Raw genomic sequence first — 18,020 nt, forward strand, 5'->3', positions numbered from 1 at the left:
CACCTCCTCTTTTAAATGACGTCAACGTCATTTCATCAGATCAAGTGTGTCCAACATACTCATGTATTAACCTCTTCTTCCCTCTTTTGGAAACGAAAAGGTGAACTATTATTCGCTCGTATTACCTTATTCATGCCTCCATACCATAAAATCGCCATAAGAGGAACGATAAGCCATACCCAATAATCCGTTATAGTTGTTAATATAAGATCGTACGTTCCGTGAAAGAGCCAAGGTATCAAGAGCGAGTAGACAAGATAACGCCTGGGATTCCCTTCTTTACGAAAGCGAGCTAACCCGAAGTAATAGCCCATAATGACTCCAAATAAGGCATGACCCGAAACGGGCAGCAATGCTCTTATAAACATCGTCCCTATGGAAGCTTGGCTATACCAGGCATACATGATGTTCTCTACAGTTGCAAAACCAAGAGAAATCGTTACAGCATATACAATGCCATCATAAGGCTCGTCAAACTCTACATGGTTATAAATAATAAAGTACAGAACAATCCATTTCAATAACTCCTCAACACCCGAAGAGATGATGAATGATTGAACAAGAGGATGCTCACCCAATCCCCATGTCAATCCCCTCTGCACAATCATAACCGGGATCACAATGAGCAACCCCAGCAGGAATATACGTATAATCAAATGAATTGGTTCGGCATCATATTTATCTTTCAGATAGAAAAATGTAAGCAAAGCAATACCCGGCGCCACTGCAGACGCAATAACTGAAAACAATAGCACCCTTACTCCTCCATCTCAAACTATAAATGATATGATGTTATTCCTGACGAGCGAAATGGTGACAAATCACTTGAACCGCATCTTCTGGGATAATAATCTTACCATATTCCTCAAGAACCGCTTCCGTGGTTGAAATAGACTCACCGAACTCGGCCAAGACAGCAATCAATGATGGATGTTTATCCTCGTCCAAATCTCCAGGCTCTAAATACAACACCCATTTACCATTATAGTTATACAGCTTTCCAGCCTCTGTAATATTTCCTCGAAGAACATGAGCCGCTTCAATCAGTACTTCAAAATCGTTAAAAGCATATACAATAGTATCACTTTCTTCGAGTGTCACTTCCATCTCATATACATCTTCTAGAATTTCATCTTCAGAGTGATTAGTATATTGATGATGATCGTATTTCCCTCGAGTCACGATGACAACCATGCCTTGAGCAGGCAAGGCGAACACTTCGACAGCTAAAGGCCCTGTAGCATCGAAACCGACTTCATTATATGCTTGATCCATCATGTCAGTAAACAGTTCATGGACCTTCGGTATTTCTTGCCACATGTCTTCCTTTTGGATGCCACGCTCGCTAAGATCATCAAACGTTAGGAAAATCCGTATCTTATCTGGACTTAAACGTTCTATTTTCATGACAGGATCCTCCTTTGCAAGCAATGAGATATAACAAAATATGATGTCTCATTTTAATTGTGCTGAAAATAGTTCTTATGTAAGTATCGTATCATTTTCTTTTCATAAATGCACGTTATAAAAAATAAAAAAAAAGAACCATTTAACCTGGACATATCTTGCCCATTAAATGATTCTAAATTCAGTTCACTTTTCCTTATAAACCTGATATAACTGTGTTTGTCTCTTTAAGAATCATATCCACTTCGTATTTGACCTCTGGATTTTCTTTAATGAAATCTTTAAGCATCTTCATATTGGATTCCTTCGAATCGGTCTGTGTCTGTAATCCAGATGTGGCGGTTGTCTCATACGTTGAATTGTGGGTGAGGCCCCCCGTGGGTCCTTCACTTTCACGATCACTACCTAGATTCATGCCCATCATTGTGAAATCCATCATTTTTCCTTTTGCCTTGTCTGCCATGTGACTTATAGAGCCATTCTGAGCATTCTTGGACATCATATTGGTTGCTGCAGCACCAATGACAATACCCGTTAAAAGTGACGAAATTTTCACATGTATAACCTCCTTATATGATAGAATCAACGCTAGTATTTGCATAAAGTTAAAGACTCATACGGTTAATTACAGGAAAGTGAGATGGCATCATGACGAAACCAATAACTACGCTTTTTCTTATTTGTACCTTTCTACTTAGTGCTTGTGGTAACTCGAACGAAGGATCATCGAATTCTGATACAAATCAAGGTCAAGCGTCCCAAGTACAAGAGACAAGTAAAGTTACACCTAATTCAAATCTTATTACAGGAGAGAAAGTACCGACACTCATCGAAAAGGAACCCAGTACCTCAGCAACGGTACAAGAACCAATCATTGAATTGACATATCATATGAACAAAAATTATGACATTATTCCTAACGATGAAGGAACACCAAAAAAAGTTGTTTTGCTCACTTTCGATGATGGTCCTAAAGATGCTGGTATGATCAATAGCCTGATTGACACACTAGACACGCATCAAGCGAAAGCTATCTTTTTCGTGAATGGATATAGAGTCCAAGAAAATCCAGATCTGCTGAAACTTATTCATGACCGTGGGCAAATCATTGGTAATCATAGCTGGGATCATATTGTCTTGAAGAGCAAACCCGAAGCAGAAGTGAAAAAACAAATTGAAGATGTTCAAAAAGCGGTGTCAGATATCACTCAAGAAACGCCTGTATTCTTTCGTGCTCCACATGGTGCAGGAGGAGATGTCGCTAAGAAAGTTGCAAAAGACAATGGGATGTTATATATGAATTGGTCCAATGGTTCATTAGATTGGGAGATGAAATCTTCTGATTCAAATCATACAGAAGCCATCATTAAGAACGTTACCGACCAACTTCACTCCGGAAGTAACATTCTTATGCATGAACTGCCATGGACTGTCCAAGCTTTGGAAGCTTTGTTAACAGAACTTGAAGGAAGAGGATACTCTTTTGTAGATCCTCGAAGCATTGAATTGCAAATGCGTTAAATCCTTGATGATTGAAATATGCAAAGGGGACATCCTGTAAGTTCAGTACTGAACTTACAGGATGTCCCCTTTTATTTAAAATATAAGGAAGTATGAGCTTCACTTGATACTCTAATCCTTATATTTCCACTGAAACGGGCATCTTAAAGCGATACGAAGTATCGCTAGCATCGGAAGCACAAGCTTCTTGAAAAAGGACGGCGAAGCCGTTTCTACTTGGACCGTAACGTAATCAGATTAATCTCAGCAGGACAACGAAATCTCAAAGGAAGGTGTCGATATCCAAACCCGCGACTGATAAATATTGTTGCTGTTTTTATAAGCGCATTCGGTTGTTCCCATTGAAAGGTGCCACTGGGAAGATCTCGATAATGTTTATCTAAATGAACAGGACCAAAAAAAGGAAGATCTATCTGCCCCCCGTGAGTGTGCCCGGCTAATGTCAGATCAGCTGGTTTTGTGGAATAACGATTAATCCATGCAGGATCATGTACTAGTACAAGGCGACAAGTATTCGCTTCAGTTGAAGGTAGCTTCGGCAGAGTTGAATATGACCTTTTACGAATATGAGGATAATCGACTCCCGTTAACCATATATGAGATCCATTCTTTTCTAATCTAACATTTTTATTTATTAACAATTCCACTCCACACTGTATAAGAATACTATCCAGAGATAAGACATCTGCTTTGTAATCGTGGTTACCATGTACCGCGTACACAGGAGCAACACTCGATAATAGTCGCATATTTCTTTCCACACGTGAGAGAGGGACATTCTTCTCCATCATATCCCCGCCAAGAAGTATCCAATCAACCTGACCTTTTAAAGCCATCAATAGATCCCTTGGTAAATTCCTGCGATGAATATCCGTAATAAAGAGAATGACACTCCCATCAAATGAGCTTGGGAGTCTGCTCATACCAATTTCAATTGGAATAATGTGGTTACGGACTGCTTCATTATACATATAACAAACAAGAAATAACCCTATCACAGCAACACAACCTGATGCCCAGATGAAAGCTGTCATCTCCAAATCTCTTTCCATGGTGGTGCATCTTCTAATCCCCACCACAATAAACCTACGGTTAGCATCACGAACAGAAAAATAAGTGTATTCAGAAAGATTCTGCTGATTTTAGCATTATTCGAGTTATAAGTTTCCAACCGGGAAGGAATATTATCATCCTCAGTTAGCGTAGGCTCATCCGTTGATAAGTTATACACTGAATCTCGTCTTACTTCATCTTTACGCAAAGCCAACGGAAGCCATACTTTCTTCCACTGCTTCTTCTCCATTTTCCCCTCAAGTCGACGCTTCTTCTGTGTTTCCACCCTACTTAATCTAGTACTCATTCTTCCCTCCGGAATCGAATCAGTAAGCCTGATATCAGATCTATTAAGAAATGGCATAGTATTGGAGCCCACAATGTGCCGGTCTGAATATAAATAAATCCTAAGCCGTAACTACTGAGAAATACCCATCCTGTAGGAAGCCAATGCTTCAAATAACGAATATGAATCGCCGCAAATATAATACTGGTCCAATAAGGTCCGATTGCATACTGGATCGCCCCACGAAATAATAATTCTTCACAAATAGCTACTATTGCAGCTATGCAAATAATATGCCATACCGGACGTTTACCGAACAGCATCTCATTAATACCGCCATCATCCATCGCGGATTCAGGCATAATTCTGGATAGAAAGAAGTCGATAACGAGCATACAACCAGCTAATCCAAACCCCCATGCCATAAAGTTGTCATTTTGTTGCAAAGAAAAGAGCTCAATTACACTTCTCTTCTGAAAAAATAACCACATGATGCCGATAAATAAAGTAAGGGCTTGCGTTATGTAAAGATTGATCAGTAACAACCGATCGGTCAATTGATCCGGGGATACTTGTTTGATTTTTATCTTTGGTATTTTAAATTTGATTTTTTTCATTTCGTCCTGCCTGTCCTATATTTTGTCTTATCTTTTATCAAAAGGAGAATTTAATTATGAAAAAAGGTTCCTCACGAATTGAATTGTATTGTAGCTTAACATTCATTTTTGTACTTATTTTGATATCTGCGGCTTTCTTGTCGGGCGTCAAGTTGGGAGCTAACAAAATAGAATCCAAATATGAACAGCAAAAACTCGCACCCTCTTCACCTGAATTCAGTGATTCATATCAGCAACAGGATTTAGTTACATTCTATCATACCGTATTTCTACCCTATCGAGAATTCAAATCTGAATGGGTCCTGCAGATTGACAAAATTAGTCGCACCGAAGATGCAACAAAAATCAATGAAATTCTGAAGCAACTTCGCACTCTTGCTGATGAGAAGTACAGCGCCATAATCAAGACAACGATGTATTCCTCTTCACCATTGCTTCAGGAAGCACAAACGGATTTTCTTAAGAGTATTCGTCTGTTCGGAAATGCTGCAGATAGCACTTCCTTATCTTCAAGTATACATAATGGCGAAGTATTAATGAAGCAGTTGAAACAAGATACTTTATATAAGAATGGCGTGAATTATGGCCTTCTCGGTCAAAAAAGATACTATAATTCCATGATCAAGTGGAGTATCAAGGTAGATTCAACGCTTTCTAAAGAGTATGATTTCACCCAAAACCCTTCCTTTTCCCTATGGGAAAGCTATCCGTTAATTGTAAAGAACGCAGCTGTATCTTCCATATTATTGAATAAGTCATTGTATGTAGCATACGATCCACAAGATATGACCGCCAGAATAGATCATATGATCCAATCAGGTAATGCCGATTCTATGAAGCTTACTTCCGTAGAATCGATTATTAATTTACTGAATAATACTGACGCTGTAAAAGAGAATGATTTCAAGAAATGGAAGGTAAAGTATTACAGCCAAGAACTACTTCCTCAATTATCTTTCTTTTATGACTAATAATGCTGTCAGCTTTAACATGGATGACTCGACAAGCCCAGTATGAAGAAGCATAACGAATAATAAGGGGGAATTCAAGTTCACTCCTCCTTATTAATTAGTAAACAGACGATTAACAGACAATTGACAGATCATGCTATTGACAACACTTATGACGCCATGATACATTATGAAAAATTAAGTTCAAGAAATCGATGATGGAAAAAAGACATGTTTAACGTCTTCAGAGAGTCGGTGTTTGGTGAAAACCGATGGCAAGAGCCTGTCTTAGCATTCCTGAGAAATTGCATTGAAGATAAGTAGGTGCAATCGGATTAACTCCGTTATCAGTTATGGTCTCTTAGATGACCATATGAGGCTGCTGAGATATTGGCAGTGAATTAGGGTGGTACCACGAACAACTTTCGTCCCTTACTACGCAAGTAGTATGCGGATTGGGGGTTTTTTTGTTACTTCCAAACCTTTAACGAAGCAACGCGTTGCTTCACTAACACATGGTATTGCGGTTATATGTCATAATTAGACATAAACCTAAATTATATTACTGCTTTAGAATATTAAGGAGGAAAGAAACCATGTTTAAAGTACTCGTATCGGATCCAATCAGTGACCTAGGGATTCAGAAATTAATGGATTCAAGTGATGTTACCGTTGTAAAGAAAGTTGGTCTAAGTGAAGATGAATTAGTTGCTATCATCGGTGAATATGATGCGCTATTAGTTCGGAGCCAGACTACTGTAACTGAACGAATTCTTACAGCAGGCACGAATTTAAAAGCTGTGGGACGTGCAGGAGTTGGTGTAGATAATATCGATCTAGATGCCGCTACAAAACGAGGGGTCGTTGTTATTAATGCACCCGATGGAAATACGATCACGACTTGTGAGCATACCTTTGCTATGATGATGGCGCTAGCTCGTCATATACCACAGGCTTATGCCAAAACAATTGCTGGCACATGGGATCGTAAATCTTTCATTGGCGTAGAACTTAGTGGTAAAACATTAGGTGTACTTGGTATGGGTCGAATCGGAAGCGAAGTGGCCAAGCGCGCTAAAGCATTCGGTATGGATATTCTCGCATTTGATCCATTCTTGACTGCAGACCGTGCTGAGAAAATGGGAGTGCAATTAGCTTCTGTGAATGACATCATCTTGAATGCAGATTTCATGACCGTCCACACACCATTGACGCCAGAAACTCGTAATATGATTTCACGCCCACAATTCGAAGTCATGAAAAAAGGAATGCGAATCATCAACTGTGCACGCGGTGGTGTCATTGATGAAATGGCCTTAGTTGAAGCTATTGATCAAGGAATTGTTGCAGGCGCGGCCTTCGACGTATTCGAGCATGAGCCACCACAAAGTGATCATCCTTTCTTGAGCCATCCTAAAATTATTGTTACACCTCACTTAGGTGCATCCACCATTGAAGCTCAAGAGAATGTCGCCATTGATGTATCTGAAGAAATTCTGCATATCCTACGTAACGAACCATTTAAGAATGCGGTTAATATTCCACCAGTTGCAGCTAGTGTTATGAAAAAGCTTCAGCCATACTTCTCTCTTGGTGAGAAACTAGGGAGCTTCGCGGCACAAATTGCGAATGAGGCCATTAGTGAAATTCATATCGACTATGCAGGTGATCTCTCTGATGTGGATACATTACCATTAACACGATATATTGTGAAAGGTGTTCTTTCACACCACTTAGGTAACGAAGTGAACATTGTTAACTGTACTCACCTTGCCAAATCACGTGATGTGAATATTGTCGTATCCAAAGCACCGAAAACGAAAGGATTCACTAACCTTATTTCGGTCACTCTAAAAACGCAAAACAATCAAGATCGTCTTGTTGCTGGTACGCTACTTCAAGGTTATGGAGAACGCATTGTATTGCTCGATCAATACCCAGTTGACATTGCTCCTGGAGGAAATCAAATCTTAATCTCACACAACGATAAACCAGGCATTGTTGGACACGTAGGTACCCTCCTTGGTCAGAACAATGTCAATATTGCCTCCATGCAAGTGGGTCGTACACTTGTTGGTGGTGCTGCCCTTATGATCATTACTGTAGATAAGGCTGTATCCAAAGATGTCTTAATCCAACTTGTGGCTCTACAAGAGATCAATACCGCTCTTGAAATTGTTCTGGATTAAGTTTATTCTGAACAGATAAAAGGCAACGTTTCATTCTAAATGAAACGTTGTCTTTTTTTATGCTCTTCTTTATTTTTAAGTGTTTGATGAACATTCGTGTAGGAAACCGCTACGATGACGGATATGACAATCATCTGAACAAGTAACTAGGACGAATGACTCCTTCTGATTCCGCGATCGTAAGGACAATCCTTCATCATAGCGATCTCCTATACTAACGCGTGTGGACTTTTTCAATAGATCATTTGAGACGGCCCCACCGTCCACAGGCTAGCATTTGAGTCAAACACATTGGATTCCTTATGCAACGTGCGAGGACAGTAAATAGACCATGTGAGAGCTCGATCCCCTTACATGGTCCATTTGTTCCACGAAGAACAAGATTAATCTTTCTTCTTCTACAAAAAAACACCTCAAAAAAGAGGTGTCCTCCAAACATATTTCATTATTTCCGATATTCGACAGGAATCCTTACGATAAAATTAGTACCTTCCCCCAACTCACTTGTAACTTTGATACTGCCATGATGGGCCTCAACGATACTCATGACGATAGAAAGTCCAAGCCCGGTACCCGCAGATTCCCCACGAACACGCGCCTTATCTGCTTTATAAAATCGTTCAAAAATAAAGGGTATGTCTTCCTTCGGAATCCCAACACCTTCATCTTTAACTTGTATTTGCAAATATGAGGTATGTTCACCTTGAACACGTTCAGCTACAATGTATACACTTTTACTAGTAGGTGTATGACGGAATGCGTTATCAAGTAAATTCGTCATGACCTGTTCTAACTTATCTTCATCCCCCGTTTGTATGTCCAAATCATCTGAAAGTTTCTCATAATAGAGATTCAAATTATAATCTTTTGAACGAACCAAGAATTTACGATAAATACGTTCAAGCAGTTCATCAACGTCCACAATGCTCATCGCTATATCGGCATGCCCAGCTTCCATACGAGCTAGAACTAGCAAGTCTTTGACAATTCTACCCATCCGAAGCGACTCATCATGGATCACTTGGATCAATTCTCGGCTTTCTTCAGGAGAGGTTGCCATTCCATCCAATAATGCTTCACTATAACCTTGCATCATCGATAACGGAGTTCTGATTTCATGAGATACATTTGCTACAAAATCAGTACGCATTTTCTCTAAGCGAACCTCTTCCGTCACATCACGCATCACAGCTACTGCTCCGCGAATATCATTATCCGAATACAATGGAGTCATAATCACGGACCATACGTCCTTCTTAACATGCACTAATGTACTACAATCTCCGCTTCCACTAAGCGTCATATTAAATAATTCATCTAATGGTTGTGGTACTTCTAAGGTCCGTTCCCGTTGATTATCCGCAGACTCGTAATCCCAGTCAATACTTCGCCAAAGTTCAGAAATACGATGACCTGGTGGATTGGTCAAAATGACTTTACCCGAATTATCAAAGGTAATCACCCCATCACTCATACTCCTTAGAACACTAGATAAATGTTCCTTCTCTTGATTGAGGCTACGAATGTTATCTTCAAGCTCTGCGGCCATATGATTAAATGTATTGGCTAACTCTCCAATTTCATCACTTGCTTCAACGGATACTCGTGTTCCATATTCCCCTTTGCGAATGGCATCGGCAGCCCGAATTAACTTCTGCATCGGTTGAGTAATTCTAGTAAGGAGGAATAACCCGAAAAAAGTCGTCATAGAAAAACCAACAAGAGATGTATAGGTGAATAAACGTTTAATATCACCAGAGTTAGCAAAGTTTGTGTCAATATATGGCAACAAGAATAAACCCAGAGTAATAAGCACACAAGCGACTAAGCATATAATAGTAATCCACAGTTTACCGACAAGAGATCTCCATAAATTCAATTTATTTCGCGACCTCTAACTTGTAACCAACGCCCCACACTGTTGTAATCATAGTCGCTGACTCTGGTGATACTTTATTTAACTTCTCTCTTAATCGTTTGACATGAGTATCCACTGTACGTAGATCCCCAAAGAATTCATAATTCCAGACATCTTTTAACAGCTCTTCTCTAGAGAATACTTTATCAGGAGATGTCGCTAAATAATGCAACAACTCATATTCCTTAGGAGTGAGACTGACTTCTTCCCCACCAGCAGTAACGCGGTGAGCATCATGCTCAATGACCAAATGTGGAAATACGATATCATTATTTGATAAACCATCTTTCGTTAGATAAGCAGTGGTAGAGGAGCGTCGTAAAATAGCCTTCACACGGTAAATAACCTCACGCGGACTAAATGGCTTAACGACATAATCATCTGCTCCAACTTCAAAACCTTGTACACGGTTTATTTCCTCTCCCTTTGCTGTCAGCATTAAGACAGGAGTTGACTTCACTTGTCTTAAACGAGTGCAGACTTCAACTCCATCTATACCCGGAAGCATTAGATCTAGAATAATCAGACCGTAATCTGTTAACATCGCTTTTTGAAGAGCTATCTCTCCATCTTCAGCTTCGTCAATTTCATATCCCTCTTTTTCCAAATACATTTTAAGCAATCGCCGAATTCTTTCTTCATCATCTACTACCAAGATCCGAATTAATTCATCTGACATCATCAACAACCCCTTAATTTTCCTACTTAGGAACCTCTTGGTGAAACCACATTTCACGGATACTTAGACTACTTACCCATGATTCTCTCTTAAAAGACAATTATAACGAAAATCCGTTTCAACATTCAACATCAAATGTGAAACGGATTCCGAAATGACCATTAAATCTGTGCAGAATGACTCAGTCCGTGCCTGCATAGGAGTGTAAACCAGCGATAACTAGATTAACTCCCACTAGAGTAAACATAACGATAATAAAGCCTAGAACAGCAAGCCAAGCAGACTTACGTCCTTGCCATCCACGTGACAATCTTAAATGTAAATAGGCACTATAGAACAACCATGTGATGAGCGCCCACACTTCTTTCGGATCCCAGCCCCAGAAACGTCCCCATGCAATTTGGGCCCACATCATTGCAAAGATGAGCGCCCCCAGAGTAAAGATTGGAAACCCGATGGCGATTGAACGGTATGTGATCTCATCAAGATCATCTGCATCAAGCCCTTTGAGTAAAGGATGTACAGCACGTCCAATCGATTTGCGAAGAATAAGACGAATCAATGCATATAGTACGATACCCGCCAATACTGCCCAAATAACCGTGTTCAGCTTTCTACCGGCATTAATTCCATTCATCCACGATGGTGCCTCAAATAAAGGGGCATCCATCCCAAGGAAGGATTGATAACTCTCTACCGAACTATCATGCGGCGATACAATGGGAGGTAACTTATACTCCACACGGGAAATCGTCGTCGTAGCATCTTTACTACTAATAGCATGTTCTTGTGTAAATACGGATTCATATCCACCTGCCCGGAAAGCAAAAGTAGCAATAATAAAGCCAATAAGGATAATGATAGAAAAGAACGTAAATTCTACACCACGCTGTTGGCGCCGTTCTTTCTTGTCATGACTACTGAAGTCAACTGTTCGAAGCAAATACATAAATCCAGCCGCGAAACCAATCGCAAAGAATGATTCTCCCAATGCAGCCATCGTTACATGAACTGCTAACCACCAGTGTTGAAGCGATGGAATTAGCGGTTGAACTTCCTGTGGAAATACAGCGGCGTACGCCATAATAAGTATCGCAATAGGAACAGAGAAAAGTCCCAAAACCGTTTTTCTATATATGAGATATATAATAGTGTAAGCGATCATAATCATCATAGCTAGAGTAGACATGAACTCAAACATATTACTGACAGGGATGTGCCCTGAACCAGCCCAGCGGATGAAGAAATAAGTCAAATGAGCTGCTAATCCCAAAGAGGACGCCCAAAATGAGACTTTCCCCCATTTCTTCGTGTGCAATATCGGATCACGATTTCTCCAATTACGTCCCATAATAGCTATTCCGTACATTATGAATGCTACAGAATATACCAAGAACGCAATAGTGAAAAATATACTGCTGACATCTAAAAGATTCATGCTCGGTTTCCTCCATTATCTAGGGACTTCTCATCCACTTCAATATTCATTGTTCGTAAGAGTGCTTCAATTTCCCTCCGGATACCGAACCAATTCTTGTTCGTGTGCCCCGCTAGGGTTAACGCCCTTTCATCGATACGGATCCATATCCGACGATGTTGCCAGTAGAACCCGAGAATTAGTCCAAGCATAATGATTGCAGCACTTATCCAAATAAATGGCATCACTTTATCTATCCGAATATTTAAATACGTTGTCGACATGGAGAAGTCGACGTTACTCATGCCTTGCACGTCCAATTCGAGCATATTATATTCTCCAGCTAGTTTCTGATTAATGATATCTTGCTGGAATCGTTGCTTATCCACCTGTTTAGGAAAATAAAAATAGTTAATACCTTCTTCTGGTAAACTAGGACCCTTAATCACAAATAGGAATGCTGGGGCATTTGCAGTTGGAGATATCGATATCGGCTCTCCACGTTCATTCATCCCGAAATCCATATATCTCTCTACTAGTTTAAGATTGTACTCCCCTACTTGATAACTCCGCTCCGGATTACGAATATCTAATTTAAACTGACCTAATACCTCATCTGTCTTAGTCTCGACCAAGGATGGTGTAACGGATCTTAAAATCGGTGTCATGTCAAAATCGAATTGATACGCCATGAGCCCCTTATAATTCAAAGGATCATTCACCTTAATCGGATGACGGTCCACTTCGACAAGCAGAGGTTCCTTAGAGGGGTCATTGCAATCCGCGGTACATTCATAAAGAATCGCTTGAGTTTCAAATAACTTAGGGAGTATTTTCCCTTTCCCCTTAAATTCATCAGGCAAGTCATCTTCTGTGTAATACTCTACAGTAAATTTATCATTCTCTAAATAGTAAGATGTGCCTGGAATGGGTACACTCTCTCCTTCAGGAAAAGATAAATGCTGATCCATATTTAAGCCAGGAAGTCCACGAGCAAGTATCGCCAGTAAGAAAATAATTAATCCAATATGAATAACATAGGGTCCCCATCGACTAAAGCGCTGTTTCTCTGCGAGTAAAGCACTTCCATCGGTATGTACACGATATCCTTTTTTCTTAAGAGGTACCACGATCCTATTAATCCATTCTTCTCCGTCATCATCCTCTAATTCTGTCTGATACACTACTTGCTGACGAGTCATAAACTGCATATGCTTGCGAATCTTTCGTTTCGAAAGTGCCTTGTATAAGGGCAACACACGATCTAGACTACAAATGATGAGCGAAGCACCAATCATGACAAGCAGTAAGACAAACCACCAAGACTCATACGTATGTGATAAGCCTAACTTATAATAAATGGTTCCAGCCGTTCCATATGTCGCAGGGTAATACTTCGCTGGATCTATATTTAAGAACGTACTCTCTTGTGGAAAGATAGTTCCTAGCATCGAACCAAGCAAAGTAAGAATAATCATATATACAGCAATCTTTACCGAGCTAAAGAAATTCCAAATGCGATCAATAAAATTGGGCCTACTACGTTGAGAGCGACGGGCCATCCCATCATATCTCATCTCTAATAACTCTTCAGACTCTTGATCTTCCTTACTTAAGGGCATACCACAGGCTTCACATAGAACCGTGCCCACGGGGTTCTGATGACCACATTCACACTTCGTATTCTGAAATGATAGTAAATCTTTAATCATCGAGTATTCACCAACTGTTCGATTTCATAATCTAAAGTACCTAGATCGAGTTCTCCGGAATGGATATTCCTTATAATCCCATCCGATGATACGAATAACGTTGTGGGTAACGGGGAGATTCCATAGCTTCTAACAGCTTCTCTATTGGGATCCAGCAAGATTGGGAAGCTAATATTGGCCTGTTTCACAAAATTCTCAACAGACATGAGATCCTCACCCGCATTAATACCGATCACAACGACATTCTTATCCTTCCACTTCTCAGATTGTGATTGAAGTGCAGGCATTTCCTTAACACATGGCTTACACCATGTTCCCCAGAAATTAATGACCATAGCATTCCCTTTATATTCATCAAGGTTATGAACCTTACCATCCAATCCTAATAAATTAAAAGAGGGGGTACTATTACCGACCTCAGGTTTTCCTCCTGATCCATATACGTTAGAGATTATGGCATATCCTCCGAGAATGAAGATCAGAAGCAAAATAACAACCTGGACTTTTTTTCTCGATTTACCCAATTTCAAAACCTCCTCTATGACATTGGTCATAATGAATTCACTTCATGTGAACATCCTATGAATAATTATAACGAACTTTGTCATAAATGTGGCGGTAGTTTTTGAAATTTATGTGACCTTTATCATTACTTTTTCGGTAATTTGGGGGATTTGGCCAATTTTATTAATTCTTCAATTTCTTTTTTCGTTAAATGGCGGAATAATCCCCGTTTCAGGTTTTGTAGTAGTAGATCACCAAAAGCAATTCTCTTCAACTTAATAACGGGATGCGATATCGCTTCAAACATTCTCCGAACTTGACGATTACGACCTTCATATATCGTAATGGAAATCGTTGCCTCTTTCTTAGCAGTATCGATATCCTTGTATTCAACTTCTGCTGGAGCAGTCATTCCATCCTCGAGCATGATCCCTGCCTTCAGCTTGTCCAAATCCGCGCCATGTGGCACCCCTTTCACTGTTGCCATATAAGTCTTTGGCACATGGTGTTTGGGATGTGTTAGCAGATTAGCAAATTCTCCGTCATTTGTTAGTATAATCAAACCTTCTGTGTCATAATCTAATCTTCCCACAGGATATACTCTTTCTTTAACATCTCTTAAATAATCAGAGACAATCTTTCGACCTTCAGGGTCAGAAGCACTAGTAATGACTCCTTTTGGTTTGTTCATTACGATGTAGACTTTTTTCTCATTGTGAATAGGTCTTCCACTTACCGTAATGATATCTTGGTCGGGATCTGCCTTTGTTCCAAGTGTAGTTACGACCTCTCCGTTAACTTCCACTTTACCTGCCACGATTAAATCTTCGCATTTACGTCTTGATGCGATCCCTGCTTGTGCTAATATTTTCTGTAATCTTTCCATTTTCGATAATTCACCTCATGCTAATGATACATATCAGCAGGAAAAATCACAAGTTGATTCCATGGAAAATGTGAACCTGGGCAGACTTGGGAATGTGGTTGAAGATATAAAGGGGAAATGCGATATAAACTGGAGAGCTCCATAATGAGTTTACTGACCGCAAAAAGTTGATGTTTCGCATTCGCCGACATCAACTCATAGGCCAGATTGAAATGTCCTTCCAAGCAAATATGAATGTATTCTGAATCAGTCACCAAAGGGGTAGCTATGACGGAAGCATCCTTTCTAATCCAGAAATCGCACCCCTCTCCATTGATTCGGGAACATGATGAATCATGGATCATGAAACCTTCATATGGCATTTACTCACCTCATTCTACTAGACAGTGTGAACTGATATAGAGTATGAAGATTGATGTGAATTGGGTTGGGCTATTCGCTATCCAAAAAAAACTAGGCAAACCGCTATTGCAGCAATAAAGCCTACGGCATCAGAGAACAATCCAACTTTAAGTGCATAACGCCCATTACGAATACCAACGGCTCCCATATATACAGTCAGAACATATAATGTTGTATCCGTACTTCCTTGTATCGTTGAAGCCATACGCCCAATCATAGAGTCTGGTCCATGGATTCTAATTAAGTCCGTTGCGAATGCAAGCGAGCCGGTGCCTGTTAGCGGTCGCAGAATTCCTAGGGGGATAATCTCACTCGGAACACCTAGAGCATGCAGAAACGAGCCTGTCCAACCTACAAAGAAATCTAGTGCACCTGATGCTCGGAATACACTGATCGCTACCATCATTCCAACAAGATGAGGAATAATTTGAATAGCCGTCGTGAATCCATCTTTCGCTCCATCAATGAAAGATTCATAGACAGGTACTTTTCGTGTAAAAGCAAATAAAGGAATAAAGGCGATAATTAAAGGTATCGCCCAAGCAGATATAAGATTAATGAATGAGAGCACTGACCATCATCCTTTCACATCCGGCTTTGAATGAATGCCCTTCAATGGAGGTGTACGATCTTTATGAAGGTACCATCTCCTACACCATCTATCCGCGACAACTGCAGCTACAGTAGCAATAGCAGTTGCTACCAAGGTAGTTCCCACGATGTCCGTTGGACTCACTGAATTATAATTCATTCGAATCGCGATGAGTGTAGTCGGTATGAGTGTAATACTTGCCGTGTTTAGAGCTAGTAACGTACACATCGCGGGGCTTGCTACATCTTTGTCCGGATTAAGTGATTGAAGCTCTTGCATAGCTTTAATCCCCATTGGGGTAGCCGCATTCCCAAGTCCTAGCAGATTAGCACTCATATTAGAAAGAATATAACCCAGTGCGGGATGATCTCGTGGTACATCTGGAAACAAGAAGCTTACGATTGGACTTAGTAACTTTGCGATTTTGTTCAGAAGCCCCGAGTCTTCGGCAATTCGCATCATGCCCATCCAGAATACCAAGACACTTATTAGTCCAAAACAGACGCTGACTCCCGTCTTAGCGCCGTCAAAAGCTGCTGTTGTAACCACCTCAATATTGCCAGACACAGCCGCAAATCCAAATCCAATCAGAATAAGTGCAAGCCAGATTGTATTAATCATCCCAATTACCTCCCACTTCATACCATACTAATGAACAAACAATAATTTCTTAAACACCTTCTCCAAGGAATACAACCAGGTATTCGACTGTCTGCGATTCACAGGATTTTGTAGCATGACATCCTTCGTGGGTTCAACCTTTTCTGGAAGTTGGCTTCCCAAGGAATACACTGGTACTCTTCCTATAATCGCTCCATTATTTACTATCTCAATCCTGCCTCTCAGTCCAAAAGAAAGATCCGCACCTGAATTTCTGTGCTCTGTTAAAACAAGTCGATTCGTCATTGAGCTTTGTTCTCCTACTGCAGTTGGATATGAGAACGATTGACTAACGACAAGTTCATGCCCTTCAACCTTCTGCCCCCGTTTAAACATCTCTACGAGCGGATAGTTTGTGAATCCATAATCAAGCATCTTCCGATGGTCGTTCCAGTCATCACCATCATTTATAGTTACTGTAACCAACTGTTGTCCATTTCTCGTAGCAGAACTAACCAGACAGCGAAGGGCCTTTTTGGTATAGCCAGTTTTCACACCATCTGCGCCCTCGTAGAACCGAAGCATCTTATTTTTGTTATCCCACTTGTAGTCCCAGGATTCCGTTGGATTAGGAGCTTTTTTTACAGGAGTCTTGACAATTTCCTTGAAAGTCGGATTATGCATCGCATACACGGTTAATTTCGCTAAATCATTGGCAGAAGAATAATGCCCCTCCGCATCCAATCCATGAGGATTCATGAAATGTGTATGCTTAAGTCCTAATTCAATCGCTTTGGCGTTCATCAGATATACAAATCCCTCTTCTGACCCACCAACATGTTCTGCAATCGCTGTTGCTGCATCATTCCCTGAACGGAGCATCAGTCCATAGAGCATATTCTCAAGCGTCATTTGCTCTCCAAGCTTCAGATATATGGATGAGCCTTCTTTGCCGTAGGCATTCTTACTAACCTGAACCGGTTTATTAAACTGCCCCTGTTCAATCGCCACAATAGCTGTCATGATCTTGGTTAAGCTAGCAATTCGAAGCTCATCATCGCCCTGCTTAGAGTAGAGTATCCGCCCTGAAGTGACATCGATTAATGCTGCAGCCTGCGCATGAGTTGATAATGCGGGGAGTTCCTTCTGCATTGGTGAAGCATTCACATTTTCAATACCCATTAATACTACTGAAAGGATTGTCCATACTACTACCATATATTTGAGCTTATTGTTCATGTTATACATTCCTCCGGCCTAGTTCTAGGGAATCTTGTACAAGTATAT

Annotated in this window: 19 protein-coding genes and 1 other annotated feature; of the genes, 3 read left to right on the top strand and 16 right to left on the bottom strand. The window is 40.4% G+C overall.

Going from position 1 to position 18,020, the window contains the following annotated elements:
- Positions 1-59: 59 nt before the first annotated feature.
- The 3 genes from prsW to ACP8HI_RS11985 all read right to left on the bottom strand — a co-directional run bounded on the left by prsW (position 60) and on the right by ACP8HI_RS11985 (position 1,963).
- The gene (prsW, locus tag ACP8HI_RS11975; RefSeq protein WP_438351295.1) at positions 60-755 is read right to left on the bottom strand and encodes a glutamic-type intramembrane protease PrsW; all 696 of its coding nucleotides are present in this window, start codon (positions 753-755) and stop codon (positions 60-62) included.
- 37 nt (positions 756-792) lie between these two features.
- A complete protein-coding gene (locus ACP8HI_RS11980; protein WP_438351296.1) occupies positions 793-1,407 on the bottom strand; it encodes a genetic competence negative regulator in 615 nt (204 codons plus the stop codon).
- A gap of 196 nt (positions 1,408-1,603) precedes the next feature.
- Positions 1,604-1,963: a hypothetical protein gene (locus ACP8HI_RS11985; protein WP_438351297.1), complete on the bottom strand. Its 360-nt coding sequence runs from the start codon at positions 1,961-1,963 to the stop codon at positions 1,604-1,606.
- Between the two features lie 92 nt (positions 1,964-2,055).
- On the opposite strand from ACP8HI_RS11985, the gene ACP8HI_RS11990 reads away from it, so the two are divergent.
- A complete protein-coding gene (locus tag ACP8HI_RS11990) occupies positions 2,056-2,928 on the top strand; it encodes a polysaccharide deacetylase family protein (protein ID WP_438351298.1) in 873 nt (290 codons plus the stop codon).
- Between the two features lie 212 nt (positions 2,929-3,140).
- Here the strand turns inward: ACP8HI_RS11990 and ACP8HI_RS11995 are convergent, their stop codons facing one another.
- Genes ACP8HI_RS11995 through ACP8HI_RS12005 form a run of 3 tightly spaced genes read right to left on the bottom strand, consistent with a single transcriptional unit; the run spans position 3,141 to position 4,884 of the window.
- A complete protein-coding gene (locus ACP8HI_RS11995; protein WP_438351299.1) occupies positions 3,141-3,980 on the bottom strand; it encodes a metallophosphoesterase in 840 nt (279 codons plus the stop codon).
- Positions 3,959-4,288: a hypothetical protein gene (locus tag ACP8HI_RS12000; RefSeq protein ID WP_438351300.1), complete on the bottom strand. Its 330-nt coding sequence runs from the start codon at positions 4,286-4,288 to the stop codon at positions 3,959-3,961. Before ACP8HI_RS12000 ends, ACP8HI_RS11995 begins: the two co-directional genes overlap by 22 nt.
- Complete coding sequence (locus tag ACP8HI_RS12005; RefSeq protein WP_438351301.1) at positions 4,285-4,884, bottom strand: CPBP family intramembrane glutamic endopeptidase; 600 nt, start codon at positions 4,882-4,884, stop codon at positions 4,285-4,287. Before ACP8HI_RS12005 ends, ACP8HI_RS12000 begins: the two co-directional genes overlap by 4 nt.
- Before the next feature lie 56 nt (positions 4,885-4,940).
- Here ACP8HI_RS12005 and ACP8HI_RS12010 point away from each other — a divergent pair, with 56 nt between their 5' ends.
- Positions 4,941-5,855, top strand: coding sequence for a hypothetical protein (locus ACP8HI_RS12010; protein WP_438351302.1), 915 nt, complete (start codon positions 4,941-4,943; stop codon positions 5,853-5,855).
- A 185-nt stretch (positions 5,856-6,040) separates the two neighbouring features.
- Positions 6,041-6,270 (top strand) — a binding site (T-box leader).
- 160 nt (positions 6,271-6,430) lie between these two features.
- The gene (gene serA, locus ACP8HI_RS12015) at positions 6,431-8,023 is read left to right on the top strand and encodes a phosphoglycerate dehydrogenase (RefSeq protein ID WP_438351303.1); all 1,593 of its coding nucleotides are present in this window, start codon (positions 6,431-6,433) and stop codon (positions 8,021-8,023) included.
- 445 nt (positions 8,024-8,468) lie between these two features.
- Here serA and ACP8HI_RS12020 read toward each other — a convergent pair whose 3' ends face one another.
- The 10 genes from ACP8HI_RS12020 to ACP8HI_RS12065 all read right to left on the bottom strand — a co-directional run bounded on the left by ACP8HI_RS12020 (position 8,469) and on the right by ACP8HI_RS12065 (position 17,915).
- Complete coding sequence (locus tag ACP8HI_RS12020; protein ID WP_438351304.1) at positions 8,469-9,902, bottom strand: ATP-binding protein; 1,434 nt, start codon at positions 9,900-9,902, stop codon at positions 8,469-8,471.
- Position 9,903: 1 nt separating this feature from the next.
- Positions 9,904-10,620, bottom strand: coding sequence for a response regulator transcription factor (locus tag ACP8HI_RS12025; protein ID WP_438351794.1), 717 nt, complete (start codon positions 10,618-10,620; stop codon positions 9,904-9,906).
- 181 nt (positions 10,621-10,801) lie between these two features.
- Complete coding sequence (gene ccsA / locus ACP8HI_RS12030) at positions 10,802-12,058, bottom strand: cytochrome c biogenesis protein CcsA (RefSeq protein WP_438351305.1); 1,257 nt, start codon at positions 12,056-12,058, stop codon at positions 10,802-10,804.
- Positions 12,055-13,749 carry a cytochrome c biogenesis protein ResB gene (resB, locus tag ACP8HI_RS12035; protein WP_438351306.1) on the bottom strand — a complete coding sequence of 565 codons (1,695 nt, stop codon included), beginning with the start codon at positions 13,747-13,749 and terminating at the stop codon, positions 12,055-12,057. Before resB ends, ccsA begins: the two co-directional genes overlap by 4 nt.
- A complete protein-coding gene (locus tag ACP8HI_RS12040; RefSeq protein ID WP_438351307.1) occupies positions 13,746-14,273 on the bottom strand; it encodes a redoxin domain-containing protein in 528 nt (175 codons plus the stop codon). The genes resB and ACP8HI_RS12040 overlap by 4 nt, the downstream gene beginning before the upstream one ends.
- Before the next feature lie 125 nt (positions 14,274-14,398).
- Positions 14,399-15,139, bottom strand: a complete 741-nt coding sequence (locus ACP8HI_RS12045) for a pseudouridine synthase (RefSeq protein WP_438351308.1) — start codon at positions 15,137-15,139, stop codon at positions 14,399-14,401.
- Between the two features lie 20 nt (positions 15,140-15,159).
- The gene (locus ACP8HI_RS12050) at positions 15,160-15,393 is read right to left on the bottom strand and encodes a hypothetical protein (protein ID WP_438351309.1); all 234 of its coding nucleotides are present in this window, start codon (positions 15,391-15,393) and stop codon (positions 15,160-15,162) included.
- Between the two features lie 185 nt (positions 15,394-15,578).
- Positions 15,579-16,112 (bottom strand): spore maturation protein, encoded by a 534-nt coding sequence (locus tag ACP8HI_RS12055; protein WP_438351310.1) that lies wholly within the window; start codon positions 16,110-16,112, stop codon positions 15,579-15,581.
- Between the two features lie 6 nt (positions 16,113-16,118).
- Positions 16,119-16,754 carry a nucleoside recognition domain-containing protein gene (locus tag ACP8HI_RS12060; RefSeq protein ID WP_438351311.1) on the bottom strand — a complete coding sequence of 212 codons (636 nt, stop codon included), beginning with the start codon at positions 16,752-16,754 and terminating at the stop codon, positions 16,119-16,121.
- A 27-nt stretch (positions 16,755-16,781) separates the two neighbouring features.
- Positions 16,782-17,915, bottom strand: coding sequence for a D-alanyl-D-alanine carboxypeptidase family protein (locus tag ACP8HI_RS12065; RefSeq protein WP_438351795.1), 1,134 nt, complete (start codon positions 17,913-17,915; stop codon positions 16,782-16,784).
- Positions 17,916-18,020 lie beyond the last annotated feature (105 nt).

Source organism: Paenibacillus sp. FA6 (assembly GCF_051550225.1).
Classification (GTDB): domain Bacteria; phylum Bacillota; class Bacilli; order Paenibacillales; family Paenibacillaceae; genus Paenibacillus_AQ.